This is a genomic window from Streptomyces sp. NPDC054786 (genome assembly GCF_053611685.1).
In genome coordinates, this window is record NZ_JBSHAW010000028.1 from 14,308 (window position 1) to 40,487 (window position 26,180).

Below are 26,180 nucleotides of genomic sequence, written 5' to 3' on the forward strand. Positions count from 1 at the left end.
AACCTCCTCGCCCTCCCCCGCGCCGCTGCGTACCCTCGCCCCATGACCGGCACCGACACGCCCCCCGCTCAGCCTCCTCGGCGCCCGCTCGTCGCGATCCTCACCGGAGCGGGCATCTCCACGGACTCCGGGATCCCCGACTACCGCGGGCCGAACGGGCTGTGGCGGCGGGACCCGGAGGCGGAGAAGCTCGTCACCTACGACACGTATATGGGCGATCCGGAGATCCGGCGGCGGTCGTGGCGGATGCGGCAGCGGAGCCCGGCGTTCCGGGCGCAGCCGAATGCCGCGCATGAGGCGGTGACCCGGCTGGAGCGGTCCGGGACGCCGGTGCGGGTGATCACTCAGAACGTGGACGGGCTGCATCAGCTCGCCGGGATGCCCGAGCGCAAGGTGCTCGAACTGCACGGCACCGTACGGGCGGTCAGCTGCACCCGCTGTCATGCGCGGTCGTCGATGGAGGAGGCCCTGGCCCGGGTGGCCGCGGGCGAAGCCGATCCGGCGTGTCTGGTGTGCGGGGGGATCCTGAAGTCGGCGACGGTGATGTTCGGCGAGCGGCTGGACCCGGAGGTGCTGGGTACGGCGCTGGGGGTGGCGAAGGCGGCGGAGATCTTCTTCGCGGTCGGAACGACGCTGCAGGTGCAGCCGGCGGCCTCGCTCGCCGGGGTGGCCACGGAGCACGGCGCCCGGCTGGTCATCGTCAACGCCGAGCCGACACCGTACGACGAGCTCGCCGACGAGGTGATCCGCGAACCGATCGGCAGTGCGCTGCCGCGGCTGCTGGCGGGGCTGGCGGAGCCCGCATGAGACACGGTGGCGGCGGTTTCGGCGGGAAGGCGAGCGGCGTGCGGGGCACACACCACGGTGAGTACAAGGTGCCGGGCGGCAAGCTCGTGGTCGTCGATCTCGTGGTGGCGGACGGGGTGTTGCGCGGGGTCCGGGTCGCCGGGGACTTCTTCCTGGAGCCGGACGAGGCGCTGGACACCATCAACGGTGCGCTGGAGGGAGCGCCGGCCGACACGGATGCGCGGGGTCTGGCGGCGCGGATCGAGGCGGCGCTGCCCGCCGGCGCAACGCTGCTCGGGTTCAGCGGCGAGGCGGTGGGCATCACCGTCCGAAGGGCGGTCGCGGAGGCCGCCGAGTGGACCGATTTCGACTGGCAGATCATTCACGAGGGTCCGCAACCCCCGTCGCTGCACATGGCGTTGGACGAGGTACTGACCGGCGAGGTCGCGGCGGGGCGGCGGTCACCGACACTGCGGGTGTGGGAGTGGGACCGGCCCGCGGTGATCATCGGCAGCTTCCAGTCGCTGCGCAACGAGGTCGACGAGCGGGGCGCCGAGCGGCACGGCGTGACGGTCGTACGGCGCATCAGCGGCGGCGGCGCGATGTTCGTCGAGCCGGGGAACACCATCACCTACTCGCTGTGTGTGCCGGAGTCGCTGGTGCAGGGGCTGTCCTTCGCGGAGAGCTATGCGTATCTGGACGACTGGGTGCTGACGGCGCTGGGCGATATGGGGATCACGGCCTGGTACAAGCCGCTCAACGACATTGCCACGGACGCCGGGAAGATCGCGGGGGCGGCACAGAAGCGCATCGTCGCGGGCACCGGGGCGGTGCTGCACCACGTGACCATGGCGTACGACATCGACGCCGCGAAGATGGTCGAGGTGCTGCGGATCGGCCGGGAGAAGCTGTCGGACAAGGGAATCGCCAGCGCCGCGAAGCGGGTGGACCCGCTGCGGCGGCAGACCGGGCTGCCCCGCGCCGAGGTCATCGAGCGGATGATCGCGTCGTTCCGGGCGCGCTACGGCGGGTCGGACGGCGCGGTCTCGGACGCGGAGCTGGCCAGGGCGCGCGAGCTGGCGGCGGGCAAGTTCAGTTCCCCCGAGTGGCTCGCCCGGGTCCCGTGACCATCAGCAGCGTGTAGAGCGTCAGCGCGGTGGCCAGGCCCACCGCCCAGCCGTAGTCGGCCAGGGGTTTGAGGAAGGGGATCAGCCCGTCGGCGGGGAAGGGGCCCTTGCCGGGCTGTGAGTACGAGCCGCCCACCGACAGCAGTCCGCCGACGACAAAGGAGAGCACGGCCCGCCAGTTCCAGCCGGCCGTGTACCAGTAGCGGCCGCCGGGGCGGTAGAGGTCGGCGAGGTCGAGGACGGTACGGCGGATGATCCAGTAGTCGGCGATGAGGATGCCGGCGACCGTACCGAGCAGCCCGCCGACCACACCGAGCCAGGTGAAGATGTACAGCTCGGGTGTGGCGGTGAGCTTCCACGGCAGGATGATCACGCCGACGACGCCCGTGATCAGCGCCCCCGTACGGAAGTTGATGAGCTTCGGTGCCAGATGGGCCAGGTCGTACGCGGGGGAGACGACATTGGCGGCGATGTTCACGGAGATCGTCGCGATCAGGACCGTGACCAGGGCGAAGAGCAGACCGAAGACGCTGTCGGACTTGCCGGCCAGCGCGACCGGGTCCCAGATCGGTGCCCCGTACACCGCCTGTGAGCCGGAGGTGACCAGTACGGAGAGCAGAGCGAACGCCGTCATCGTGGTCGGCAGCCCCAGGGACTGCCCCCAGACCTGGGCCCGTTGCCCGGCCCCGAAGCGGGTGAAGTCGGGGATGTTCAGGGACAGGGTCGCCCAGAAGCCGATCATCCCCATGAGGGACGGGAAGAAGACCGGCCAGAAGTGCTCGCCCCAGCCCAGTGCGCTCGGCTGGTCCAGCAGCGGGCCGAACCCGCCCGCCTTGGCCGCCATCCATCCGAGCAGCACCAGCGCGCCGAGCAGGACGAAGGGCGCGGCCCAGTTCTCGAAGCGGCGCAGGGTCTCCATGCCCCGGTGGATGATGGCGAGTTCGACGGCCCAGAAGACCAGGAAGCAGAGCCAGAGGGTCCAGGGATAGCCGCCGATGGACGCCGCCTTGGCCCACTCACCGCCGACGATCTTGCCCAGCAGGATGTAGATGCCCTGGCCGCCGATCCAGGTCTGGATGCCGAACCAGCAGCAGGCGACGGCGGCCCGCACCAGCGCGGGCAGATTGGCGCCGCGCAGCCCGAACGACGCCCGTGCCAGGACGGGGAAGGGAATCCCGTACTTGGGGCCCGCATGCCCGGTGAGCAGCATCGGGACGAGGACGACGAGGTTCGCCAGCGCGATGGTCAGGACCGCCTGTTTCCAGTCCATGCCGAGCGCGACCAGGCCGGAAGCGAGCGTCCAGGAGGGGATGTTGTGGGCCATGCCGACCCAGAGGGCGGTGAAGTTGTAGGTGGTCCAGCGGCGTTCGGAGAGCGGTACGGGGCGCAGGTCGGCATTGACGTACCGGCCGTGTGCCGGGATGGCGTCCGGTGCCGGTTCGACGCGGCCGTCCGGGGCGGTGAGCTGGCCCGGTGGCGCTATGGGGAGCTCCGGCGGCACGGGTGAGGGGGTCGCGGACATACGGGGCCTTTCGTCCGGGTGCGGGCCGCCGGGTGGCCGGGCGGCGCAGCGTGTCATCGGTGTGGCGACCGGCCTGCCGGCCGGCCGTCACGACCGCTGGGGCACTCTCGGGCCGCAACGCCGAAGGCGGTGTGCACCGCCCCGTACCAGCGCCCGTTCAGTCGGCGAACGCGGGGAGGATCTCGGTTCCGTAGGCGTCGAGGGTGGATTCCTTGGCGTCGTGCATGGCGTAGAGCGCGAACTGGTCCACGCCCAGCTCCTTGAGCTGTTGCAGCCGGTCGAGGTGCGCGGAGACCGGGCCCAGCAGACAGAAGCGGTCGACGATGGCGTCCGGGACGAAGGCGGTGTCCGGGTTGTCGGCCCGGCCGTGGTGGGAGTAGTCGTAGCCCTCACGGGACTTGATGTAGTCGGTCAGCTCGTCCGGGACCATGCCGGAGTGCTCGCCGTAGCGTGTGACGAGGTCGGCGACGTGGTTGCCGACCATGCCGCCGAACCAGCGGCACTGCTCGCGGGCGTGAGCGAGGTCGTCGCCCACATAGGCGGGGGCGGCGACACAGATGGTGAGTTCGGCCGGGTCGCGTCCGGCGTCCGCGGCGGCCTTCCGTACCGCCTTGATCATCCACTCGGTGAGGAAGGGGTCGGCGAGCTGGAGGATGAAGCCGTCGGCCAGCCGGCCCGTCATGGCCAGGGCCTTGGGGCCGTAGGCGGCCATCCACACCGGCAGCTTGCCGTCCTTGATCCAGGGGATCCGGACCTGGTGGCCGCCGATGTCCGCCGCCCGGCCCTCGGCCAGATCGCGGATGGCCCCGATCGCCTCGCCCAGCCGGGCGAGGGTGTTGGGCGGCCGCCCGGCCACCCGCATCGCGGAGTCGCCGCGGCCGATGCCGCAGACGGTGCGGTTGCCGTACATCTCGTTGAGGGTGGCGAAGGTGGAGGCGGTGACCTCGGGGGCGCGGGTGGAGGGGTTGGTGACCATCGGGCCGACGATCAGCCGCTCGGTGTGTTCCAGGATGCGGCTGTAGAGGACGAACGGTTCCTGCCACAGCACGGTCGAGTCGAAGGTCCAGCCGTAGCGGAAGCCGTTGCGCTCGGCACGGCGCATCAGGGACACGACGGCGGAGGAGGGCGGGTCGGCCTGCAGAACAACTCCGAAGTCCACGGCGGCGCTCCTTAAATGAGGTACTGACATGTGCCACGCGGGATGTACTGGCCGTGGCCCGCGTGCCCGGTGAACTCCCGCCGGTCGATGACGAGTTCGCCCCGCGAGAGGACCGTTTCGACCTGGCCGGTGAGCTGTTTGCCCTCGTACGCCGAGTAGTCGACGTTCATGTGGTGGGTCTCGGCCGAGACGGTCTGCTGCGCGGTGGGGTCGTAGATGACGAGGTCGGCGTCGGCGCCGGGGGCGATGGTGCCCTTCTTCGGGTAGAGGCCGAACATCCGGGCCGGAGAGGCACAGGCGATCTCGATCCAGCGCCGGCGGCTGATCCGGCCCTCCACGACGGCCTGGTGGAGGAGGTCCATCCGGTTCTCCACACCGGGCATCCCGTTGGGGATCTTGGAGAAGTCGCCGCGGCCGAGTTCCTTCTGCCCCTGGAAGCAGAAGGGGCAGTGGTCGGTGGAGACCACCTGGAGGTCGTTGGTGCGCAGCCCGCGCCACAGGGCCGCCTGGTGCTCACGGGGCCGCAGCGGGGTGGAGCAGACGTACTTGGCGCCCTCGAAGTCCGGCTCGGCGAGGTTGTCGGTGGACAGGAACAGGTACTGCGGGCAGGTCTCGCCGAAGACGTTCAGCCCCTTGTCGCGGGCCTGGGTGATCTCGGCCAGGGCTTCCTCTGCGGAGACGTGGACGATGTAGAGCGGGGCGCCGGCCACCCGCGCCAGCTGGATGGTGCGGTGGGTGGCCTCGGCCTCGAGGAGGACGCGGCGGACCTCGCCGTGGTAGCGGGGGTCGGTTCGGCCCTCGGCCAGCGCCTGTTCGACCAGGACGTCGATGGCGATGCCGTTCTCGGCGTGCATCATGATCAGACCGCCGTTGCCGGCGGACTGCTGCATGGCGCGCAGGATCTGCCCGTCGTCGCTGTAGAAGACGCCGGGGTAGGCGGTGAACAGCTTGAAGGAGGTGACGCCCTCCGCCACCAGGAGGTCCATCTCCTTGAGGGTGTGCTCGTTCACATCCGAGAGGATCATGTGGAACGCATAGTCGATGGCGCACTGGGCGTCGGACTTGGCGTGCCAGGTGTCCAGGCCGGCGCGGAGCGACTTGCCGCGGGACTGGACCGCGAAGTCGATGATCGTGGTGGTGCCGCCCCAGGCCGCGGCGCGGGTCCCGGTCTCGAAGTTGTCGGAGGAGAAGGTCCCGCCGAAGGGGAAGTCCAGGTGGGTGTGGGCGTCGACGCCTCCCGGGATGACGTATCTGCCGGTGGCGTCGAGGATGCGGTCCGCCGACTCCCCCCAGCTGTCGGCGATGGAGCCGCCGTGCGCGGCGAGGGCGGCGATCCTGCCGTCCTCCACCAGGACATCGGCGTGGATCTCATCGGCGGCTGTGATCACCAGTCCGCCCCGGACGACCGTACGGCTCACCATCCCTGCTCCTTCCACACCAGCGACATCGGCGGCACGGGAAGGCGGAGCTCGACGCGCACCATCTCCTCGGCAGGTCTGCTCCGCTGACGCCACGCCACCACCGGTCTACACCCGTAGATCGCGGTCGAGAAGGAGACCGTAGAAGCATGTCACCCAAGGTGGCAATACCGTGACCGTTAATCAGCGGAGACGTTCGTGTTGCGCCAACGATCAGCTGGACGGTTCAACGCGGCGGCCGGGCGCCGCGGGCGCGGTACGCGCCGGAGGGATGCCGGGGTGGCGCGATGGGCAGATATCCGCCGGTGCCGGCGGGCAGTCCTCGCGAGCGCCACAGCATCCTGGCGGACGGTGCAGAGAGGCGACAGGGCATGGAGCACAGCACACCGTGGGAGTTCTCCGACGACCGGGGGCGCCTCGTGGTGGCCGGGGAACGGCCGTTGCGGATCGTGGCGTACATACAGGCGGGGGCGACGCTGTGGGACCACGGCATACGTCCCGTGGGGCTCTTCGGGTCCCAGCACGACGGCGCCGCCCCCGACGCCGCCAAGGGCGGTGAGCTGCCGCTCGCGGAGATCCCCTACCTGGGTTCGGGGGGCGCTCTGCACCCGGACACCCTGCTGGAGGCCGAACCGGACCTCGTGGTGGCCGTGACCTATGACGGCGAGCAGGTCTACGGCCTGGAGCAGAAGACCGCGCTGGAGCTGGAGACCCATGTCCCGGTCGCCACCGTCGCGGTGGGCCCCGGCCGGAGCCTGGCCGAAGTGCGCGAACGGTTCGCGGCGCTCGCCGGTGCGCTCGGACGGGGCGAACCCCCCGGCAGCGCACGTGAGTTGGATGCCGCGGAGGACACCCTGCGGCAGGCGACCGGTGGGGCCGTACGGCCGCGGGCGCTGGCGCTGTCGCCCGCGGGCCCGGAGCGGGTGCATCTGGCCCGGCCCAGCTCCTGGCCGGATCTGCGGGCGCTGACCGAACACGGCGTCGGGCTGCTGGAACCGGCCGCGGGCGCCGGTGTGAACTGGTCCACGGTCGGCTGGGCGGATGCCGCGGCGATGGACCCGGACATCGTGCTCATGGACGTACGGGCCAACGCCGCCCGGCCCCAGGAACTCCGGGCCGACGAGCACTGGCGCGCGATCGAGGCCCGGGCCCGGCTGCTGCCGTGGAACCCGGAGGCCCCCTGCAGCCGGCGCGCGCACACCCGCTTCTTCACCCTGCTGGCCGACACGGTGCGCGAGTTCGCCGGGACGGAGTGAGGCAGGCCGGGTCCACCGCGGGTGCGCGGGGGCCTCGCTCGCCACGCGGCCCCGCCCCGGCCGCGGCGGTGTCCGCTACGAAGCGGCCGGCATGCCCTGCACCGACCGCAGCGCGTCCGCGAGCAGATCCGCGCCCTCCTCCGCCTCGGCGACGGTCAGCGTCATCGGGGGTGCAATCCGCAGCGAGGCGCCGCCCTGGCCGCCCTTGCCGATCAGCAGCCCGCGTTCCCGGGCGGCCTCCACGACCAGCGAGGCGGCCTCGGGTGAGCGCTCGTCGGTGCCGGGCCGGACCAGTTCGATGCCGATCATCAGGCCGCGGCCGCGCACCTCCCGTACGACATCGAGGCCGGCCGCGACCGCCCGCAGCCGCTCGATAAGCAGGCCGCCGACCCGCCGGGCGTTGCCCTGGAGATCGTGTTCGAGGACATAGCCGAGGTTGGCCAGGCCCGCGGCCATGGTGACCGGGCTGCCGCCGAAGGTGGAAATGGAGTTCGCGGAGAGGGAGTTCATCACCTCGGCGCGGGCCACCACCCCGCCGATGGACATACCGTTGCCGATGCCCTTGGCGAAGGTGAGCAGGTCGGGCGGGCCGTTGTCGGCGTGCGCCTGCCAGCCCCAGAAGTGGTCGCCGGTGCGGCCCCAGCCGGTCTGCACCTCGTCGCTGATCCAGAGGATGCCGTGCCGGGCGAGCACCTCGCGGAACGCGGCGTAGAGGCCGTCCGGTGGCATGGTGAACCCGCCGACGCCCTGGACCGGTTCGGCGATCAGCGCGGCGATACCGCCGGCGGTCTGCTGGAGCATGTCCTCCAGGTCGGCGACGCAGGCCGCGATGTACTCGGCGTCACTCAGCTCCGCGTACGGGCCGCGGCTGCGCACCCCGCCGTGGACATAGAGCGTCTGCAGCGGCGAGAGGCTGGTCGGGGACCAGCTCTGGTTGCCGGTGATGCCGACGGTGGAGAACGACCGGCCGTGATAGCTGTTGCGCATCGCCAGGATCTGGTTGGAGCGGCGGTGCGTGGTGGCCAGCAGCAGGGCCGCGTCGTTGGCCTCCGTACCGGAGGTGGTGAAGAAGACCCGGGCGTCGGGGATGCCGGAGAGCGCCGCGATCCGCTCCGCCAGATCGACCATGGGGCGGGAGAGGTAGAGCGTCGAGGTGTGGATGATGCGGCCGGCCTGCTCGCTGACGGCCTTGGTCACCTCGGGCAGCGCATGGGCCGTCATGGTGGTGAGGATGCCGCCGAAGAAGTCGAGGTAGCGGTTGCCCTCCGCGTCCCAGACGTGGCGGCCCTCGCCGTGGGTGAGTTCGAGGGGCCGCTCGTAGTAGAGGCTGAGCCAGGAGGGCAGGACGGCCTGGTGGCGGGCGTGCAGGCTCGTCGCGTCATGGGGGGCATGGGTCATGGCTGCACCAGCCCGTCGTACGCGTCGGGGCGGCGGTCGCGGTAGAAGGCCCACTGCTGCCGGACCTCGTCGATCAGGGCGAAGTCGAGGTCGCGGATGACCAGCTCCTCCTTGGAGTCGCTGGCGACGTCGCCGACGAACTGGCCCCGGGGGTTGACGAAGTAGCTCGTGCCGTAGAAGTCGTTGTCGCCGTACTCCTCGACGCCGACCCGGTTGATCGCCGCGATGAAGTACTCGTTGGCGACGGCCGCCGCGGGCTGTTCCAGCTGCCAGAGGTAGGCGGACAGACCGCGGGAGGTGGCGGAGGGGTTGTAGACCAGCTGGGCGCCGTTGAGGCCCAACTGCCGCCAGCCCTCCGGGAAGTGGCGGTCGTAGCAGATGTACACGCCGATCTTGCCGACGGCGGTGTCGAAGACCGGCCAGCCGATGTTCCCCGGCTTGAAGTAGTACTTCTCCCAGAAGCCCTTGACCTGCGGAATGTGGTGCTTGCGATAGGTGCCGAGGACCGTGCCGTCGGCGTCGATGACGGCCGCGGTGTTGTAGTAGAAGCCGGACTGTTCGACCTCGAAGACCGGCACCACGATCACCATGCCGGTCTCCCGGGCGAGGTCCTGCATCCGCCGCACGGTCGGCCCGTCGGGCACCGGCTCGGCCCAGCGGTAGTGCTCGGGCTCCTGGACCTGGCAGAAGTACGGAGCGTTGAAGACCTCTTGGAAGCCGATCACTTTCGCGCCCTGCGCGGCCGCCGCTCTGGCGTACTCCTCATGCTTCGCGATCATCGATTCGGTGTCGCCGGTCCAGGTCGCCTGGACCAGTGCGGCACGCACAACATCGGCCATGAGCTGCTCCTTTGTCGATGCGTCAGCCTGCAGCCCGCGCGGGATCTACGCGTGTGGAGGTGACCGTAAGCCCCGCCATGCACCGTGGCAAGACCATCTCTCCGTGGCGCGTCCGGGGCCTCCGGGCGAGGTAGACAGGGAAACTTGCAAGTTTTCCTGTCGAGATTTACGCTGGAGATATGCCGGAAAAGGACCAGGAACGCCTGGCGACGGAGCTGCGCACCACCGTCTCCCTGCTGATGCGCCATCTGCGCGCCGCCTCGCCGCACGGGGAACTCACCCCGACCCAGCGCGCGGTGATCAGCCGGATCGAGACCGACGGCGAGGCCACCATCGCCGCGCTGGCCCGCGCCGAGCTGGTCCGCCCGCAGTCGATGCGGCTGACCGTCGGGGCACTGGAGGAGCACGGCGTCCTCGCCCGCAGCCCGCATCCGACGGACGGCCGGCAGGTGGTCTTCTCGCTCACCGAGGAGGGCCGCCGGATGCTCGCCGTCGTACGTCAGGCCAAGCACAACTGGCTGGCGGAGGCCATCGCCGGCCGGCTGACCCCGGAGGAGCAGCGGACCCTGGAGGCGGCCACCGAACTGATACGGCGGCTGATGCCGGAATGAGCAACCTCTCCGGCCCCGGACCGGGCGGCACACCGGAGGCCGCCACGGCCCCGGCAGCCGTCACCACCCCGCAGGAGACGGGTGGGCCCGCCGTTCCCGGCGCGGCCACCGCCCCCGGCGCGGCCACCGGCTCCGGCGCGGCCACCGGCTCCGGCGCGGCCACCGGTTCCGGCCGTGCCTTCGGCGCCCGGCTGATGGCACCCCTGCTGCTCGGCTCACTGCTGAACCCCATCAACTCGACCATGATCGCCACCGCGCTGGTGGCGATCGGCCAGGACTTCCACGTCGGCGCCGCCGACACCGCCTGGCTCATCTCCGCGATGTATCTCGCCAGCGCGGTGGGCCAGCCGTCGATGGGGCGGCTCGCCGACCGGGTCGGGCCGCGCCGGGTGTTCGCGGCCGGTGCGCTGACCGTCTGCGCGGCCGGCGTCATCGGGGCGCTCGCCCCCACCTTCGCGCTGCTGATCGTCTCCCGGGTCGTGCTCGGGATCGGCACCGCGGCCGCCTACCCCGCCGCGATGGCGGTGCTGCGCGCCGAGTCGGCGCGGACCGGCCGTCCGACGCCCCGGTATGTGCTCGGCCGGCTCTCGCTCGCCGCACTGGGCAGCGCCGCCATCGGCCCCACGCTCGGCGGACTGCTCGCCGCGACGGCGGGCTGGCGCGCGGTGTTCGCCGTCAATATCCCGCTCGCGCTGCTCGCCCTGCTCGGCGCGCTCGCCTGGCTCCCGGCCGACCGGAAGGACGCCCGGCCGGGGCGCGCCGAGCCCGCCTCCGCCTCCCTCGACCCGCTGGGCATCGCGCTGTTCGCCGCGGCGCTCACCTGCGCCATGGTCTTCCTGCTGCGCCTGGCGGACCCGCAGTGGCTGCTGTTGGCGCCGGCCGGAGTGCTCTCGGGCGTCCTGGTGTGGTGGCAGCTGCGCCATCCGGCGCCCTTCATCGACCTGCGGATGCTCGCCCGTAACGGCGCACTGGTGCGCACCTACCTCCGGCAGGGGCTGGCCTATCTCGTCATCTACTGCGTGCTCTACGGCTTCAGCCAGTGGCTGGAGCAGGCGCACGGCGCCTCGTCCCTCCAGGCCGGGCTGATCATGCTGCCGATGTCCCTGGCGGCCGCGGTCTGCTCGATCGTGGGCGCCCGGACGAAGGGCATCCGCGCTCCGCTGACCCTCGCCGCGGCCTGTCTCGCCGTCGGCAGCGCGGTCTTCCTCCTGCTGCACGGCACCGGCCCGCTGGTCGCGCTGCTGTGTGCCGGGGCGCTCTTCGGCATCCCGCAGGGCCTGGCCTCCACCGGCAATCAGGCCGCCGTCTACGCCCAGGCCCCGGCCGACGGCGTGGGCGCGGCCGCCGGGCTCCAGCGCACCGCCCAGTACGTCGGCGCGATCACCGCGTCCGGCCTCCTCGGGCTGCTCTACGGGCAGCGCGCCTCGGACTCCGGGCTGCACGAGATCGCGCTGATCGGCGTCGTGCTCGGCCTGCTGCTGTTCCTCCTGACCCTCGCCGACCGCAGCCTGCGGCCCGGCGCCACCGGGACCGGCGGCTGAAACCGGCCACCGGTCCCCGGCCGCCACGACGGCCGTACCCGCCACACCCGCAATACCTCCACCACCCGTCACCACACAAGGAGCCCCCGTGCCCGCCACCACCCTCGACGCCACGACCGCCCTGGTACTGATCGACCTGCAGAAAGGCATCGCCGGTCTGCCCGGCGCCCCGGTGCCCTCCGCCGAGGTCATCGCGCGTGGCGCGCGGCTGGCCGCCGCGTTCCGTGCCCGCGACCTCCCGGTCGTCCTGGTGAACGTCACGGGCGGCGCCCCGGGCCGTACGGAGTCCGCGGCGCGCGCCGGCAACCCGCCCGCCGACTGGGCGGAGCTGGTGCCCGAGCTCGACCGGCAGCCCGGCGACATCATCGTCACCAAGCAGCAGTGGGGCGCCTTCCACGGCACGAACCTGGATCTGGAGCTGCGCCGCCGTGGGGTGACCCAGGTCGTCCTCGCCGGCATCGCCACCAGCATCGGGGTGGAGTCCACCGCCCGTGCCGCACACGAACACGGTTACCACGTCACCCTCGCCACCGACGCGATGACCGACCTGGACGCCGACGCGCACCGCAACAGCCTGGAGAAGATCTTCCCGCGGCTGGGCGAGACCGGCACCACCGAGGCGATCCTCGCGCTCCTCGGCTGAGGCTCAGGGGCGTACGCCTCGGGGCCGGGCGCCTCAGGGGCGGACGCCATCGAGCCGCGCCGGATGCCCCGCCGGACGCCGCTCGTGCCAGCGCAGATCGTCCTGGAGCTGGGCGGCCAGCGAGATCAGCCGTGGCTCGCCGTGGGCCGGGCCGAGCAGCTGGGCGCCCAGCGGCAGGCCGTCGGCGCTGAAGCCGGCGGGGACGCTCACGCCCGGCCAGCCGAGGACATTCCACGGCCAGGCGTACGGGCAGGCAGCGATCATGGCCTGGTCCGTACGCCAGCCGTTGAGCTTGGCGAGGGTGCCGATGCGCGGGGGCGGAGTGGCGGTGGTCGGCGTCAGCAGGACGTCATAGGGTCCGAACAGCGCGCCGATCCGCCGCTGTTGGCGCTTCTCGGCGGCGCGCGCCCGGCGCAGTACGGGCCCGCCGAGCAGCCGGCCCATCCGCGCCGCCTCCCGCGTACGGCGGTCCAGGAGGGAGCGGTCGGGAACCCGGTCCGCCCACTCCCCCACCCCGGCCGTGGCGCGCGGGACGAAGGCCAGTCCGACCAGCCCGTAGTCCGGTTCCGCCTCCTCCACGAAGTGCCCCAGCCGGGCGAGGGTGCGGGCCACACCGGTCACCGCGTCCCGGACGTCGGGGTGCAGCGGCTTGGGCGTGAAGGTGAAGGCGGCCTTCCACGACAGCGCGATGCGCAGCCGGCCCGGATCGCGGCGGGCGGCCTCGCGCGCCGCGATGGCGGGCGGCCGGTGCAGATCGCCGTCGTGGTTGCCGCTGGCCACGTCCAGCAGCAGCGCCGCGTCCTCGACCGTACGGGCCAGTGGTCCGATGCCGGTGATCCCCTGGAAGGACTCCGGGTCCGGCCAGGTGGAGATGCGGCCGCGCTGGGGTTTGATGCCGACGAGATGGGACCAGGCGGCGGGGATCCGGACCGAGCCGGCGCCGTCGGTGCCGAGCGCGGCGGGTACCAGCCCGGCCGCGACCGCGGCGGCCGAGCCGCCGGAGGAGCCGCCCGGGGTGTGGGCGAGGTTCCAGGGGTTGCAGGTGTTGCCGAACGCCGGTCCCTCGGTGAACGGCCACTGCCCCAGTTCGCAGGCGTTGGTCTTGCCGACGATGATCGCGCCGGCCGCGCGCAGCCGCCGGACGACCTCCGCATCGCGCTCCTTGGACGGGAACTCGCCGGCGCACCCGAACGCGGTGGGCTCGCCCGCCACATCGGTGTCGTCCTTGACCGCGACCGGCACCCCGAGCAGCGGCTGCCGCTCCCCGTCCGCCAGCCTGCGGTCGGCCTGTGCGGCCTCCGCCATCGCCGCCTCGGCCCGTACCCGCCGGAAGGCGTTGACACTGCTCTGGGTGGCCTCGATGCGCGCCAGCGACCGCCGTACCAGCGCGGTCGAGGTCACCCGCCCCTCGGCCAGCGCCCGTGCCTGCTCGGCGAGTCCTTCCCACTCTCCGGCCGTGGCACCGATGTGCCGGGCCGGGGCCGGCCCGGTCTCGCGGTCCTGGCTCTCGTCAACGCTCACGCTGCGTGCCCTCCCTGGAACCGCTCATTCGAACGAACGGTCCCAGGAGGCTAATCGTCACGGCGATGGCCATCAACGATGCCGCGCGGTGCGCCACATCGACGACACACGGACGGCACACAGCGGCCCGCCGTGTTCCGGTCGTGTGACGCACGGCGCGCGAACGAGGGGCGTGACGGCCGGTGCACGCCCGTTACGACCGGTGGACGACCATCGCCGAGCCGCCACCGCGCCGTACCTTCTCGGCCGCGGCCAGCCAGCGGCCGTCCGGCAGCCGCTGCACACCGGTCGCCGCTCCGATCTCCGGGTTCTCCTTGAACGCATGTCCGATCGCTTCGAGTTGCTGACGGACCGGGCTGTTCCACAGGCCGGGTTCGAGCTCGGTCGTCGCGGCGTTGCGCTGGCTGGCGCGCGGTGCGGCAATGGCGTCGACCAGGGGCATTCCGCGGTCGAGGTGGTTCACCAGGGTCTGCAGCACGGTCGTGATGATGGTCGCGCCGCCGGGCGAGCCGAGCGCCAGCACCGGCCGGCCGTGCTGCAGCACGATCGTCGGCGAGATGGACGAGCGCGGCCGCTTGCCGGGGCCCGGGAGGTTGGGGTCGTGGACGGCCGGGTCCGCCGGCGCGAAGGAGAAGTCGGTGAGCTCGTTGTTGAGCAGGAAGCCACGGTGCGGGACGACGATGCCGCTGCCGCCGGTCTGCTCGATGGTCAGGGTGTAGGCGACGACATTGCCCCACTTGTCGGCGACGGTCAGATGGGTGGTGTTCTCGCCCTCGTACGTCGTCGGAACGGCCTTGCCGGCACTGGCGCAGCGCTTCGGATGGCGCGGGTCGCCGGGCGCGAGCGGGCTGGTCAGCGCCTTGTCGTCGCGGATGAGGCAGGCGCGGGAGTCGGCGAACCGCTGTGAGGTGAGGGCCTTGGCCGGTACGTCCTCCTGCGCCGGGTCGCCGACCCAGCGGCCGCGGTCGGCGAAGGCGATCCGGCCGGCCTCCAGATAGCGGTGGAGATACTGTTTCTCGCTCAGCCGGGAGACATCACTCTTCTCCAGGATGTTGAGCGCCTCGGCGACGCTGGTGCCGCCCGAGGAGGACGGCGCGATGCCGTAGACGTCGAGGCCTCGGTAGCGGGTGTGGGTCGGCGCGTGGCGCAGGGCCCGGTAGGCCCGCAGATCGCCCGTGGTCAGCTTGCCGGCCCGCACCTTGCGGGTGGCTCCGGTGCGCACCGGCGGCTTCCGGACGGTGCGGACGATGTCCCGGCCCAGCGCGCCGTCGTAGAGCGCCCCGGTCCCCTTCTTCGCCAACTCGTCGTACGTACGGGCCAGATCGGGGTTCTTCAACGTCGAGCCCACCGCAGGCAGCTTGCCGCCGGGCAGGAAGAGGTCCGCCGTCGCCGGGAAGTCCCGGAAGCGCGCCTCGTTGTCCGCGGTCTGCCGGCGGAAGGTCGGATCGACCGTGAAACCGCCCGCTGCCAGCTGCCGGGCGGGCCGCAGCACCTGCCCCAGGGACCGGCTGCCCCACTTGTGCAGGGCGGTGTCCCAGGTGGCGGGAGTGCCCGGGGTGCCGATGCTCAGCCCGCTGGTGACGGCGTCGGCGAACGGAATCGGGGTGCCGTTCTCCAGGAAGAGGTCCTTGCCGGCGGAGCGCGGGGCGGTCTCCCGGCCGTCGAGGGTGCGGATGGTCCGGGACCTGGCGTCGTAGGACACGAAGTAGCCTCCGCCGCCGATGCCCGCGGAGTAGGGCTCGGTGACGCCGAGGGCCGCGGCGGTGGCGACCGCCGCGTCCACGGCGTTGCCGCCCTTCTTGAGCACCGAGATACCGGCGGCCGAGGCATCCGCGTCGACGCTGGAGACGGCCCCGCCGTAGCCGACGGCGACCGGCGTCTTCTCCGGTGTGGCGGTGGTGGCGCCGTCCTGGGCCGTGGGAGCCGGCCGGGCGGGCGCGGCGGTCCCGGCGGCGGCCGGGACCGCCACCAGGGAGCCGGCCAGCGCGGCGGCCGCTCCCAGGACGGTGAGGCGTCGGGCTCTGCTCATACCGGGGATTCCTCCAAGAGCATGCGCGGGGAGCGGCAGGGGCCGGAGCCTACTCGGCCCAACAGCGCGCCGACAGAGGGCATTTCGCCTGCTGCCGCCCTGATGACGGCAGGGATCAGCCGCCCTTTTCACTACGGATCCGATAGGCCCGTACGGACCGGGACAAGCCGCCCCGCGGCCCCGCCCCGCCCTCGAACACACACCCGGTGAGCCGCTACGCTCCCCGGCCATGGACGACACCCTGCTCCTCCTGACCGTGGCGGCCGTGGCCCTGATCGTGGGCCTGGCGGCCGGCTGGGCCGTGCAATCGGCGACGGTCCGCCGGAAGATGACCCGCGAACAAGGCTTTTTCGGGCTGCCGGACGGTTCGGAGTGTGTGCTGGTCACCCACCGGGACAGCTCGTCGGCCCACTGGAGCATCCCCCGTCATGACGCGCTGGCACTGCTGGGGCTGGCCGCGGTGATCGAGAACTGTGGTGCGCACCCCGAGGTCGCCCCGCACGACACCGGTCTGCAGGGGTTCGGGGCGCGTACCGAGTTCTGCGTCGGCGACCCGACCGCGCACCGCCGGCTGGCGGCCCATCTGGCCAATCTGCTGCCGGGTGTCGCGGTGCAGCCGGGCGACGAGTCCGGCGCGGGCCGCAACACCTTCACGATCAGCGGCTCGACGTACCGGATGGAGCCCGGCGCGGTCGAATATGTCCTGCTGGCCCGCCTGAGGGCCGGTGAGGGCGACCGCCCGGTGTTCCTGGCGGCCGGCCAGCGCCCGGTCACCCACCGGGCCGCGGTCCGCCATCTGGTCCGCAACCGGGCCCGGCTGGCCCGTAAGCACGGCGCGGACGGCCAGTTCTGTCTGCTGCTGAAGGTGGTCAACTCGCAGGCCTACGGGCCCGATGTCGTCGAGCTGGTCGCCGATGTCACCAAGGCCGCGCTCACGGCCGCGGAGCCGAAGGGGCACCGGTCGGCGGCCTGAGACCGGCACACCGACGGGCCGGTCCCCGGCCGCCGCTGCGCCCGGCACACCGACGGGCAGCCGCCCCGCCGTTCTGCCAAGCTCAAAGGCATGATCGCCGGCCTCCGCTCACCCGTCCTGCACTGGACCGGTGTGCTGCCGGTGCTGGCGGTGGTGCTGCTGGCCCTGACGTGGGGTGATCGCGGTGGTCGGCCTGGCCAAGGCGGTGTCACCGGTCATCGAGTCGGGCGTGGCCGCGGCCGGTCTGCCGTCCTCTGTCGTGGGCATCGTGATCGCGCTGCTGGTCCTGCTGCCGGAGACCCTCGCGGCACTCCGCGCGGCGCGCCGTGACCGGGTGCAGACGAGCCTGAATCTGGGCCTGGGCTCGGCGATGGCCAGCATCGGCCTGACCATCCCGGCGGTCGCGCTGGCCACCGTCTGGCTGCCGGTCCCCCTGATCCTGGGCCTCGGCGCCAGCCATATGGTGCTGCTCGCCCTGACCGTGATCGTCGGCACCCTGACGGTGATCCCCGGCCGCGCCACCCCGCTGCAGGGCGGTGTCCATCTGGCCCTGCTGGCCGCGTACATCGTGCTGGCCGTCAGCCCGTAGGGCGAGGGAGGCCGGACGGGAGCCGGTAGGGCACGTTGACCACGGTCACGCCCGGCGTGAACAGCAGCCGGGCCTTGAGCCGCAGTGCGCTCTGGTTGTGCAGCAGTTGTTCCCACCAGCGCCCGACGATGTATTCGGGGATGACGACCGTGACGGCGCCGCCCGGATGCCGCGCACAGACATCCACGATGTAGTCGATCACCGGCCGGGTGAAGTCCCGGTAGGGCGAGCTGAGCACCCGGAGGGGGACGTCGATGTCATGGGCGTCCCACTGCTCGCGCAGCCCCCGCACATCGCCGGGATCGATCGCGACGATCAGCGCGTCCAGTGAGGTGGGACGCATCGCACGGGCATAGCCGAGGGCCTTGAGCGTGGGCGCGTTCAATGCGTTGACCAGCACCAGCACATAGTTCCCGGCCGGCTCCCAGGGGCGCGCGCCGGGGGCGATCGCCAACGCCCGCCCCACGCGCTCGTAGTGCTGGTGCACCGCTCGCATTCCCATGAAGAGCAGCGGCATGGCGATCACCACGATCCATGCGCCGTGCATGAACTTGGTGATCAGGACGACGATCAGAACCACCCCGGTGAGTACCGCGCCGACCGCGTTGATCGCCTGGGAGCGCCGGTGCCGGGCCCGCTCCCTGACGGGCAGCCCCGGTTCGGCGAGTACGGTCCGCCAGTGCCGGACCATGCCGGTCTGGGAGAGCGTGAAGGAGACGAAGACGCCGATGATGTAGAGCTGGATGAGGTGGGTGAGTTCCGCTTTGAACAGGATGATCAGCCCGATGGCGGCCAGCGCGAGCAGGATGATGCCGTTGGAGAAGACCAGCCGGTCACCGCGGTTGTGCAGCTGCCGGGGGACGTAGCCGTCCTCGGCGAGGATCGACGCCAGCATCGGGAAGCCGTTGAAGGCGGTGTTGGCGGCGAGGATCAGCACACCGGCCGTGAACGCCTGCAGCAGGTAGAAGAGCACGGTGGCCTCGCCGAAGGCGGCCCGGCCGATCTGGGCGAGCGCGGTGGAGGTCGGGGTGTCGGGCGGCAGCCCCAGTTCGGCGGGCGTGACCGCGACATGAACGTCGTAGAGCATGGCCAGGATCGTGATCCCGGCGAACATCGTGACGGAGAAGAACCCCATGATCAGCAGCGTGGTGGCGGCGTTGCGGCTCTTGGGTCTGCGGAAGGCGGGCACTCCGTTGCTGATCGCCTCGACGCCGGTCAGTGCGGTGCAACCGGACGCGAAGGCCCGCATCCCCAGCAGGACCAACGCCAGGCCCGTGTAGTGCGATACGGCGTGCAGCGGCAGATCCGCGGACTCGGCGCGGGGGGTCGCGCCGATGGCCGTCCGCACTGCCGCGAACGCGAACATCAGATAGATGAAGAAGACGAACCCGTAGGTGGGAACGGCGAAGACCCGCCCCGATTCCCGTAGGCCGCGCAGATTCATCAGGGCCAGCAGCGCCACGAACCCGACGGACAGCGCCATGTCATGGCCGCCGAGGGCCGGAATCGCGGAGGTGATCGCGGCGACGCCGGAGACGACGGACACCGCAACGGTCAGCACATAGTCCACGAGCAGCGCACTGGCCGCGGTGAGCGCCGCGGTCCGTCCGAGGTTCTGCGCGCTGACGAGGTACGCCCCGCCGCCCCCGGGGTACGCGTAACAGGTCTGCCGGTAGGACGCCACCACGACCACCAGCACCAGCACGATGGCGGCCGCGGCGTACCAGGTCAGATGGAGCAGAGCGACCCCGCCGAGGCCGACGACCAGCAGGATTTCCTCGGTGGCATAGGCGACCGAGGACAGCGGGTCACTGCAGAAGATCGGTAGCGCCAGTCGCTTCGGCAGCAGCGTCTCGCCGAGCCGCGCGCTGTCCAGCGGACGGCCCACCATCATCCGCTTCGGCCTGAAGAATTGGCTCATAGGCGGACAAACTATGGGCCGCCCGGCGGGGGCAGAGGGAGGCTCGCGGAGCCGCCACGCATCGCGGCCGGGGCCGGCCGGCCCTCTCGGGCGGCGGTCCGCGCGGCCCGTCGGTGCGAGCCGATCGGGTGCGGAACCCGCCCGTGCCGGTGTCGTTCCCGCTCCCGTCGCGGACCGCGTGAGAGCACGTGGAGGATGGCATCCGATAAGCGCACAAATACGCGGCGGAGGGTCCTGCAGGCCGCGTTCGTGGTCGGCGTGCTCTCCGTCGGCCGGGGCCTGTTCCTGCCCGACGGCGGCGCTCCGGAGACCGGCGGGCCGCCCCGCGCCCGGCCCCGTCCGCCGCGGCCGCACACCACGCCGGCCGGGCCTCCCCCGGGCGCCGGTCCCGCCGGTGCGGCGCAGCCCCCGCCGCCCTACCGGCTCCGCCCGATGGCCGGCGAGACCTCACGCTCCGGTCCGGGCGCCTCGCCGCCGCACCCCGAGGTCGCCTACCACCTGTCCACCGACCGCCGCGAGATCTACCTCACCTTCGACGACGGCCCGCACCCCCTCTACACCCCCGACATCCTGCGGATCCTGCACCGTCACGAGGTCCGGGCCACGTTCTTCGTCATCGGCGAGAACGCCGTCGAATTCCCCGGCCTGCTGTACGACATCGCCGACGAGGGCCATGCCGTCGCCAACCACACCTGGACCCATCCACAGCTCACCACGCTGCCGCCGGGCGCCGTCCGCAGCGAACTCGGCCGCACCAGCAGCCTGATCGAGGACATCCTCGGCACCGCCCCCGACCTGGCCCGCGCCCCGTACGGCGAATGGGACGACCCTGCCCTGAGCATCTGCAACGACCTGGGCATGTCCCCCGTCGGCTGGGCGGTCGACTCGCAGGACTGGACCGTCCCGGGGGCCGGGACCATCGCGTACACCGTCCTGGAGGAGATGCACCCCGGCGCGATCGTCCTGTCGCACGACGGGGGCGGTGAGCGACGGCAGACCGTCGAGGCGCTGGAGTGGTATCTGCCGCGCCTGCTGGACGAGGGGTACCGGCCGAGCCGCATCGAGCCCTGACGAGGGGACCGCGCGGACCGATTCGGCGGCCTCGGGTGAGAGCGGTCACCCGATGCGCCGGAATCCGACTCAATGGTTTATCGTTCAATTGGAAGCGGGCGCGCCGGCACGATGGCGTCCGAGGGCCCTCCCCTCCCCGGGGAAGCCGGCCCCGCCGCCGCAGGCAGCAGGCCCAGGGGCCTCGCCGTCACCGCCCGCGCCACCACAGCCGCCCCGGCCGAATTCCCCCGTTCGGCCGGGGCTTCCCCTTTCCCGGTGCGGAGACCATGTCTCAGCGCAGATATGACGCCCCGTTGACGTCGAGCACCGTTCCTGAGGTCCAGACCGCCTCCGGCGAGGCCAGATAGCGGACGGCGGACGCCACCTCCTGCGGCGTGGCCACCCGGCCGAACGGGCTCTGCTGCCGTACGTCCTCCGTGAGGCGGTCGGCGACCCGCTCGGTGGCCACAAATCCCGGGGCCACGGACGCCACACCGATGCCGTACGGCGCCAGATGGACCGCCAGCGACTGCCCCATCGCATGCAACGCCGCCTTGGCCGCGCCATAGGCCGGGTGATCGGGCTCGCCGCGGAACGCCCCGCGCGACCCGATGTTGACGATCCGTCCCTCCACCTCCCGCTCGATCATGCTCCGCGCCGCGTGGTAGGTGACATGCGCCGCCCCCAGCAGATTCACGTCCACGACCTGCCGCCAGGCGCTCTGCCACTCCTCGAACGACGTACGGTCCAGCGGATGCGCCACATTCGCGGCCGCGTTGTTGACGAGCACATCGACGCCGCCCAGCCCGTCCACCGCCGCCTCGACGACCGCCGCCGCCCCTTCCGGGGTACTCACATCCCCCTGCACCAGCACATGGCCGCTCCCGGCCAGCCCCTCGAACGCCTCCTGCGCCGCCGCCCGCCGCGACGCGTAATGCAGCGCGACCCGGTCCCCGTGCGCGGCGAAGAGCTCGGCCACCGCCCGGCCGATTCCCCGCGAGGCCCCGGTCACCAGCACCGCCCGGCTCATCGGGCACCCTCCGCCCCGGCGCGCGGACGGCTGTCACAGCCGGAACCGCCGCGGGCCGACGAGCGCTCAGCGAACGAACAGGGATGGTTCATCAACAGATCAGTCCTTACCTCTTGCCGTGCCACGAACGTGCGTAAGGAATCGTAGGGAGCCACACGGGATGCAGGCACGGTCGGACGACCACGGAGAAGGGCGGCCCACATGCGAGGACGGCGAGGCACGGCGGTGCGGCCGGCACTGACGGCGGGGGCGGTCATCGCCCTGTGCGCATCGGGCTGCGCGGCTCCCGGCGAGACGTCCCGCAGCGTCGGCGGCTGCACCTACACCGTCGCCGCCGCCCCGGTGGGGGTGCACGACAGCGGAGATCTGCCCTGGGTCGTCGGCGGCTCGGTGAAGGTGGTCTGCGATCCGCGCCCCGACCAGCATGTCTTCGAGGCCGCACTGCAGCGGAAGCGGGGCGACTCCTGGGTCTTCCTGCCGCACAGCCAGTACGAGGTCACTCCCCGGATCAAGGCCGACGACCCGGACGAGGTCGCCACCGCCAAGGGCACCTCGTACGGCGTCTCCGCCGAGTGCGACCCCGGCACCTACCGCATCCGCTACACGGCCACCGTCACCCGCCAGGGCCGGTCCCACTCCACCGGCACCGTTTTCAGCAGCCCGGTGACCATCAAGGAGTGCTCGGCATAGGGTCCATCGATGCCCTTCAACCACAATGACCACTACCACCGTCTGCTGTTACGACACCTGCCGCGGAAGTGCCGCACGGCACTCGATGTGGGGTGCGGGACCGGCCGCTTCGCCCGTCGGCTGGCCGGGCTGGGGATCGACGTCCATGGGGTGGATCCGTCGGCGGAAGTCATCGCGCGCGCCCGTGCCACGGCCGGGGAGCGGGCGGACGGCGGACCGCTTCCCCGTTTCGAGCACGCGGACGTCACCCGGCTCGAACTCCCCGCCGGGCACTACGAGTTCATCTCCCGCCTGGCGAGCATCCACCACATGCCCTTCGACACCGTCACCGCACTGCGCAAGGCGCTGGCGCCGGGCGGGGTGCTGGTCATCCTGGGCTGCTATCCCGAGAAGTCGCCGGCCGACTGGGCCTGGAGCCTGCTGGCCTCCCCGGTGAATGCGGTGGCCAGGCTCGCCGTCGGCGCCGCGGAGCGATGCCGACCGGCCGGGGCCGCTCCGGTCCAGGCCCCCATCGCACCGCCGCGCGTACCGCTGTCCCGGATCCGCCGGGAGGCCGCCGTACTGCTCCCCGGGTGCCGGATCCGCCGGCTGCTCTTCTGGCGCTATCTGCTGGTGTTCCGCAAGGACGGGCTCCGTACGGGCGAGTGACGGGGCGGCGCACCCGTTCGGACGGCACCCGTCTCCCCCTGTGGGCAGGCCGCGGCGGCCGAATCGCCGTTGAATGCTGTGTGTCCGCATGTGCCAGAGCGCCGGCCTGCATCGGGAGCACGCATGTCGTTGCCGAAGACCCCGAGCGCTCCCGCCGCACCGGCCCCGCGCCGCCCCAAGGGAGCCCTGCGGCGCACCGGCGAGTGGTGTGCGCGTCACTGCGTTCTCGTCATCGTGCTGTGGCTGGTCGCCCTGGCCGGACTCCAGCTGCTCCAACGCGCGTACGGCGGTGACTACTCCGACGACTTCGCGCTGCCCGGTGTCCAGTCGACACAGGGCCGCGAGGTCCTCAAGGAGCACGAGCCGAAGGCCGGTGGCTACAGCAGCCAGGTCGTGCTGCACGACTCGGCCGAGCCGCTGACCGGATTCCACAGCCAGATCGACAGCGCCGTCACCGCCCTGGGCAAACTGCCGGAGGTGCTCTCCGCACAGAACCCGCTGCCCCCGCCCGGCACACCACCCGCCACACCGCCGCCCGGCACACCGAACGTCGGCCCGCTGTCCACCGACGGCCGCACCGCGTACATCACGGTGCGGTTCGGCGTCCAGCCGTCCACCCTCAACCCGGACTATCTCCACGGTGTCGACGCGGCGGTGCGGCCGCTGCGCTCCGCGGGCGTGGACGTGGAGTACGGCGGGCCGCTGGGCGAGCTGGCCCGGCCCGAACCCAATGACCTGATCAGCGAGGTGATCGGCTTCGCGGTGGCGATCCTGGTGCTGCTGGTGGGCTTCGGGAGCGTGCCGGCCGCCGGGGTGCCGCTGCTGACCGCGCTGATCGGCGCCATCTGCGGTCTGGCCTGCCTGGGGCTGCTCGCCGCCGCGTTCGTCTTCGCCACCGTCTCCCCCACCCTGGCCACGATGATCGGCCTCGGCGTCGGCATCGACTACGCACTGTTCCTGATCACCCGGCACCGGCAGAACCTCATGGACGGCGCGGACCCGGTCACCGGTGCGGGCAAGGCCGTGGCCACCAGCGGGCGGGCGGTCCTGGTGTCCGGCTGCACGGTCATCATCGCGCTGATGGGGCTCTGGGTCTCAAGCCTCTCCTTCATCGGCAAACTGGGGGTGGCAGCCGCCCTCACCGTGGTCTCCGCCGTGCTCGGCGCACTCACCCTCGTACCGGCGCTGCTCGGGCTGATCGGCCGCCGCATCGACCGGCTCCACGTCCGCAGACCGATCGCCGAGACGGACGCCGCACCGGGCGAGGAGGCACACGGCACCTGGCACCGGTATGCGCAGCGGGTGGCGCGCCGCCCGTGGTGGTACCTGGCGGGCGGGGTGCTCGTCATCGTCGTGCTGGCCCTCCCGGTCTTCTCGATCCAGCTCGGCCATATCGGCGACGGCGCCGACCCGAAGTCCTTCACCGACCGGCGCGCCTACGACCTGATGTCCTCGGCGTTCGGACCGGGCTCCAACGGCCCGCTGACCCTCGTCCTCGACGAGTCCGCCGTCCCGCAGGCGGACCGCCCGATGCTGGCGGCGCAGGCGCAGAAGGTGCTCACGGATGTCCCGGGCGCCTCCTTCATCAGCCCGCTGAAGACCACCGCGGACGGCGAGGTGCTGACCGGTACCGCGTACTCCGCCCAGGCCCCGCAGAATGCGGCCACCACGGAGCTGGTCAACCGCCTCAAGCACGGCCTCCTGCCGCAGGCCGTACGGGACACCGATGCGCACGGCTATGTGACGGGCACGACCGCCGGCCAGGTGGACTTCCTCGACCTCGTCGCCAGCCGGCTCCCGCTGATCATCGCCGTGGTCGTCGCCCTCGCCTTCGTCATCATCCTGATCGTCTTCCGCGGTGTGCTGGTCGCCGTGAAGGCGGCGGTGCTCAACGTCCTGTCGATCGCCGCCTCGTACGGGGTGGTGGTGGCGGTCTTCCAGTGGGGCTGGGGCGGTCCGGCGCTCGGCGTCTCGGGCCGGGTGCCGATCGAGAGCTATGTGCCGATGATGATGTTCGCGATCGTCTTCGGGCTGAGCATGGACTACGAGATCTTTCTGCTCTCGCGGGTGCACGAGGCATGGCTGCGTACCGCCGATGCGAAGGCGAGCGTGGCGCACGCGCTGGAGATCACCGCCCGGGTGATCACCTGTGCCGCACTGATCATGGTGAGCGTGTTCGCCGCGTTCCTCGTCAGCGACAACGTCGTGGTGAAGATGCTGGGCCTCGGCCTGGCCGTGAGCGTACTGATCGATGCCACCGTGGTCCGGCTGCTGTTGGTCCCCGCGGTGATGACGCTGCTGGGCCGGGCGGCCTGGTGGACGCCGCGGTGGCTGGACCGGATCCTGCCGCATGTGCGTACCGAGGGCGACGAACAGCTCCCCGGGGCCGGCCCGGCCTGACCGGTCCCGCCTCCGATCTGCGAGCGCCCCCCGATCCGACGATCATCGACATATGGCCCCGTCCGCCGAGCGTGGCTCGGCCTCGTACCCCGTGATCCGGCCGATGCTGGCCACGGTCGGCCCGCTGCCTGCCGAGCACGAGGAGACGGCCTGGGCCTTCGAGGCCAAGTGGGACGGTGCGCGCTGCATCGTCAACACTCCTGGCGACGGCACGATCCGGCTGGTCACCCGGGCGGGCAACGACGCGACCTCGACCTACCCGGAACTGGCGCCGCTGGGCGAACAGCTACGGGGCCGGTCCGCGGTGCTCGACGGTGAGGTGGTGGTGCTGGACGCGCGCGGACGGCCCGATTTCGGGCTGCTGCAGCGCCGGATGGGCGTGGTGAACCCCCGCCGCACGGCCCGGCTGGCCATGGAGCACCCCGTGCACCTCGTCCTCTTCGACCTCATGTACCTGGACGGATCGCTGCTCGGTGCGCCGTATTACGAGCGTCGCCGCCTGCTGTCCGGGCTGCGGCTGCGCGGCCCGAGCTGGTCGGCGCCCGGGTATGTGGAGGGCCACGGTCAGCAGGCCTGGGAGGCCTCGCTGCAAGGCGGTCTCGAAGGTGTCGTGGCGAAGCGGCTGGCCTCCGCGTATCTGCCGGGCGTCCGGTCACCCGAGTGGCGCAAGACGAAGCATCTGCTGACCCTCGACGTGATCATCGGGGGCTGGACCGAAGGCCATGGCGGGCTGGCCGGCCTGCCGGGTTCCGTTCTGGTGGGTATCGCCGAACCCTCGGGGCTGCGTTACGTCGGCTCCGTCGGCTCGGGGCTTTCCGACCGGGAGCGCCAGGAGCTGGCGCAATACCTGGGAGTGATCCCGCTCGACCACTCCCCGTTCGTCAACCCCGTGGACGCACCGGCGGCTCACTGGGCCGAGCCCCGGCTCGTCGCCGAGATCACGCTCAGCGGCTGGACCTCGGCCGGCCGGCTGCGGCATCCGATCTGGCACCGGCTGCGTCCCGATCTCACCCACCTCGGCTGAGCGAG

21 protein-coding genes and 1 pseudogene are annotated in these 26,180 nt (G+C 71.9%); 13 read left to right on the top strand and 9 right to left on the bottom strand.

The window, feature by feature from the left end; translation table 11 throughout:
• The first annotated feature begins 42 nt into the window (after window positions 1–42).
• The gene (locus tag ACWGI6_RS23465; protein ID WP_453269330.1) at window positions 43–807 is read left to right on the top strand and encodes an SIR2 family NAD-dependent protein deacylase; all 765 of its coding nucleotides are present in this window, start codon (window positions 43–45) and stop codon (window positions 805–807) included.
• Entirely contained in the window at window positions 804–1,913 is a 1,110-nt protein-coding gene (locus ACWGI6_RS23470) for a lipoate--protein ligase family protein (protein WP_453269331.1), read from the top strand. Before ACWGI6_RS23465 ends, ACWGI6_RS23470 begins: the two co-directional genes overlap by 4 nt.
• Here the strand turns inward: ACWGI6_RS23470 and ACWGI6_RS23475 are convergent.
• The 3 genes from ACWGI6_RS23475 to hydA form a co-directional block, all read right to left on the bottom strand.
• Complete coding sequence (locus ACWGI6_RS23475; protein ID WP_453269332.1) at window positions 1,879–3,435, bottom strand: NCS1 family nucleobase:cation symporter-1; 1,557 nt, start codon at window positions 3,433–3,435, stop codon at window positions 1,879–1,881. The two genes, ACWGI6_RS23470 and ACWGI6_RS23475, sit on opposite strands and share 35 nt — an antisense overlap.
• Window positions 3,436–3,592: 157 nt before the next feature.
• Window positions 3,593–4,594 carry a TIGR03842 family LLM class F420-dependent oxidoreductase gene (locus ACWGI6_RS23480; RefSeq protein ID WP_393908788.1) on the bottom strand — a complete coding sequence of 334 codons (1,002 nt, stop codon included), beginning with the start codon at window positions 4,592–4,594 and terminating at the stop codon, window positions 3,593–3,595.
• 11 nt (window positions 4,595–4,605) lie between these two features.
• A complete protein-coding gene (hydA, locus tag ACWGI6_RS23485) occupies window positions 4,606–6,015 on the bottom strand; it encodes a dihydropyrimidinase (protein WP_453269333.1) in 1,410 nt (469 codons plus the stop codon).
• Between the two features lie 368 nt (window positions 6,016–6,383).
• Here hydA and ACWGI6_RS23490 point away from each other — a divergent pair, with 368 nt between their 5' ends.
• Window positions 6,384–7,268: an ABC transporter substrate-binding protein gene (locus tag ACWGI6_RS23490; protein WP_393908790.1), complete on the top strand. Its 885-nt coding sequence runs from the start codon at window positions 6,384–6,386 to the stop codon at window positions 7,266–7,268.
• Window positions 7,269–7,343: 75 nt separating this feature from the next.
• On the opposite strand, the gene ACWGI6_RS23495 is transcribed toward ACWGI6_RS23490, so the two are convergent.
• Entirely contained in the window at window positions 7,344–8,666 is a 1,323-nt protein-coding gene (locus ACWGI6_RS23495) for an aspartate aminotransferase family protein (RefSeq protein WP_453269334.1), read from the bottom strand.
• Entirely contained in the window at window positions 8,663–9,505 is an 843-nt protein-coding gene (locus ACWGI6_RS23500) for a nitrilase-related carbon-nitrogen hydrolase (protein WP_453269335.1), read from the bottom strand. The genes ACWGI6_RS23495 and ACWGI6_RS23500 overlap by 4 nt, the downstream gene beginning before the upstream one ends.
• A gap of 179 nt (window positions 9,506–9,684) precedes the next feature.
• On the opposite strand from ACWGI6_RS23500, the gene ACWGI6_RS23505 reads away from it, so the two are divergent.
• The 3 genes from ACWGI6_RS23505 (at window position 9,685) to ACWGI6_RS23515 (ending at window position 12,300) form a co-directional block, all read left to right on the top strand.
• Window positions 9,685–10,116, top strand: a complete 432-nt coding sequence (locus ACWGI6_RS23505) for a MarR family winged helix-turn-helix transcriptional regulator (protein ID WP_453269336.1) — start codon at window positions 9,685–9,687, stop codon at window positions 10,114–10,116.
• Complete coding sequence (locus ACWGI6_RS23510) at window positions 10,113–11,657, top strand: MFS transporter (RefSeq protein ID WP_453269337.1); 1,545 nt, start codon at window positions 10,113–10,115, stop codon at window positions 11,655–11,657. Before ACWGI6_RS23505 ends, ACWGI6_RS23510 begins: the two co-directional genes overlap by 4 nt.
• Before the next feature lie 88 nt (window positions 11,658–11,745).
• Window positions 11,746–12,300 (top strand): isochorismatase family protein, encoded by a 555-nt coding sequence (locus ACWGI6_RS23515; RefSeq protein ID WP_453269338.1) that lies wholly within the window; start codon window positions 11,746–11,748, stop codon window positions 12,298–12,300.
• Window positions 12,301–12,333: 33 nt separating this feature from the next.
• Here ACWGI6_RS23515 and ACWGI6_RS23520 read toward each other — a convergent pair whose 3' ends face one another.
• Both ACWGI6_RS23520 and ggt read right to left on the bottom strand, forming a co-directional pair.
• Complete coding sequence (locus ACWGI6_RS23520) at window positions 12,334–13,821, bottom strand: amidase (RefSeq protein WP_453269339.1); 1,488 nt, start codon at window positions 13,819–13,821, stop codon at window positions 12,334–12,336.
• Between the two features lie 193 nt (window positions 13,822–14,014).
• Entirely contained in the window at window positions 14,015–15,850 is a 1,836-nt protein-coding gene (gene ggt / locus ACWGI6_RS23525) for a gamma-glutamyltransferase (RefSeq protein ID WP_453269340.1), read from the bottom strand.
• 229 nt (window positions 15,851–16,079) lie between these two features.
• Between ggt and ACWGI6_RS23530 the strand changes: the two genes are divergently transcribed.
• The gene (locus ACWGI6_RS23530; protein WP_453269341.1) at window positions 16,080–16,823 is read left to right on the top strand and encodes a hypothetical protein; all 744 of its coding nucleotides are present in this window, start codon (window positions 16,080–16,082) and stop codon (window positions 16,821–16,823) included.
• Window positions 16,824–16,998: 175 nt separating this feature from the next.
• A pseudogene (locus tag ACWGI6_RS23535) lies at window positions 16,999–17,412 on the top strand (ionic transporter y4hA); the annotation flags it as partial.
• Here the strand turns inward: ACWGI6_RS23535 and ACWGI6_RS23540 are convergent.
• The gene (locus ACWGI6_RS23540; RefSeq protein WP_453269342.1) at window positions 17,402–19,333 is read right to left on the bottom strand and encodes an APC family permease; all 1,932 of its coding nucleotides are present in this window, start codon (window positions 19,331–19,333) and stop codon (window positions 17,402–17,404) included. The pseudogene ACWGI6_RS23535 and the gene ACWGI6_RS23540 sit on opposite strands and share 11 nt — an antisense overlap.
• 195 nt (window positions 19,334–19,528) lie before the next feature.
• Between ACWGI6_RS23540 and ACWGI6_RS23545 the strand changes: the two genes are divergently transcribed.
• The gene (locus ACWGI6_RS23545) at window positions 19,529–20,404 is read left to right on the top strand and encodes a polysaccharide deacetylase family protein (RefSeq protein WP_453269343.1); all 876 of its coding nucleotides are present in this window, start codon (window positions 19,529–19,531) and stop codon (window positions 20,402–20,404) included.
• A gap of 271 nt (window positions 20,405–20,675) precedes the next feature.
• On the opposite strand, the gene ACWGI6_RS23550 is transcribed toward ACWGI6_RS23545, so the two are convergent.
• Window positions 20,676–21,413, bottom strand: coding sequence for an SDR family NAD(P)-dependent oxidoreductase (locus ACWGI6_RS23550; RefSeq protein WP_453269344.1), 738 nt, complete (start codon window positions 21,411–21,413; stop codon window positions 20,676–20,678).
• 201 nt (window positions 21,414–21,614) lie between these two features.
• On the opposite strand from ACWGI6_RS23550, the gene ACWGI6_RS23555 reads away from it, so the two are divergent.
• From ACWGI6_RS23555 to ligD, 4 genes are all read left to right on the top strand, one after another.
• Complete coding sequence (locus tag ACWGI6_RS23555) at window positions 21,615–22,103, top strand: hypothetical protein (protein WP_453269345.1); 489 nt, start codon at window positions 21,615–21,617, stop codon at window positions 22,101–22,103.
• A 9-nt stretch (window positions 22,104–22,112) separates the two neighbouring features.
• Entirely contained in the window at window positions 22,113–22,751 is a 639-nt protein-coding gene (locus ACWGI6_RS23560) for a class I SAM-dependent methyltransferase (protein ID WP_453269346.1), read from the top strand.
• Window positions 22,752–22,874: 123 nt separating this feature from the next.
• A complete protein-coding gene (locus ACWGI6_RS23565; protein ID WP_453269347.1) occupies window positions 22,875–25,151 on the top strand; it encodes an MMPL family transporter in 2,277 nt (758 codons plus the stop codon).
• 52 nt (window positions 25,152–25,203) lie between these two features.
• Window positions 25,204–26,175 (top strand): non-homologous end-joining DNA ligase, encoded by a 972-nt coding sequence (gene ligD / locus ACWGI6_RS23570; RefSeq protein ID WP_393908805.1) that lies wholly within the window; start codon window positions 25,204–25,206, stop codon window positions 26,173–26,175.
• Window positions 26,176–26,180 lie beyond the last annotated feature (5 nt).